Annotated in this window: 1 protein-coding gene and 1 pseudogene; both read right to left on the bottom strand. The window is 51.8% G+C overall.

From position 1 onward, the window contains the following. Window positions 1-322: ParB N-terminal domain-containing protein (locus tag ACFILZ_RS10215; RefSeq protein ID WP_375682400.1), on the bottom strand; the 322-nt coding region annotated here is incomplete at its 3' end. After that, window positions 322-508: pseudogene (locus ACFILZ_RS10210) on the bottom strand (hypothetical protein); the annotation flags it as partial. The pseudogene ACFILZ_RS10210 and the gene ACFILZ_RS10215, both read right to left, overlap by 1 nt.

Here is a 508-nt window from a genome sequence, read left to right as displayed (position 1 = left end):
ACGCACGGTCAATCACTGACAATTCATTGCGAAACAGATTTTCAGCCACTTCTAAAAGCGCAGCATTCTCTTTATCCGCCTGCACCACAACGGCATCAATGTCACTATGGCCCAAAAGCTCCGCAGCCCTCAGCCGGTGTGCACCAGCAATCAGCGTGTAATTACCCTCTTTAGCATTGGGCGTATGGCGCACCGTAATCGGATTCATCAATCCCTCCCGCGCCATTGATTGTGCAAGTGCCTTGGCATGCTCATCATCCACAGGGCGTATACGCTCCGGCACCACAATCACATCAAGAGCAAGCTTTTGAAACTGTGCCATCACGCCCCCGCCTTTCTGATCTCTTTAAAGAATAAATCCATCGCACGCCCCGCCCATCTTCGATAAGCTTTCGCAAAAACGGGTTCTTCCAAACGCCGGTTAATGGTACGCAAAGAACGAGCAACAGCAGTGCGTTCACGCTCTTGCATGGCAACAAGACGCCGCCGCGGCACCTCAAACTGATAA

Origin of the sequence: Bartonella sp. AP40SXNS, assembly GCF_042195825.1 — a bacterium.
GTDB lineage: Bacteria > Pseudomonadota > Alphaproteobacteria > Rhizobiales > Rhizobiaceae > Bartonella.
This window is presented reverse-complemented; position numbering and strand designations above follow the sequence as displayed.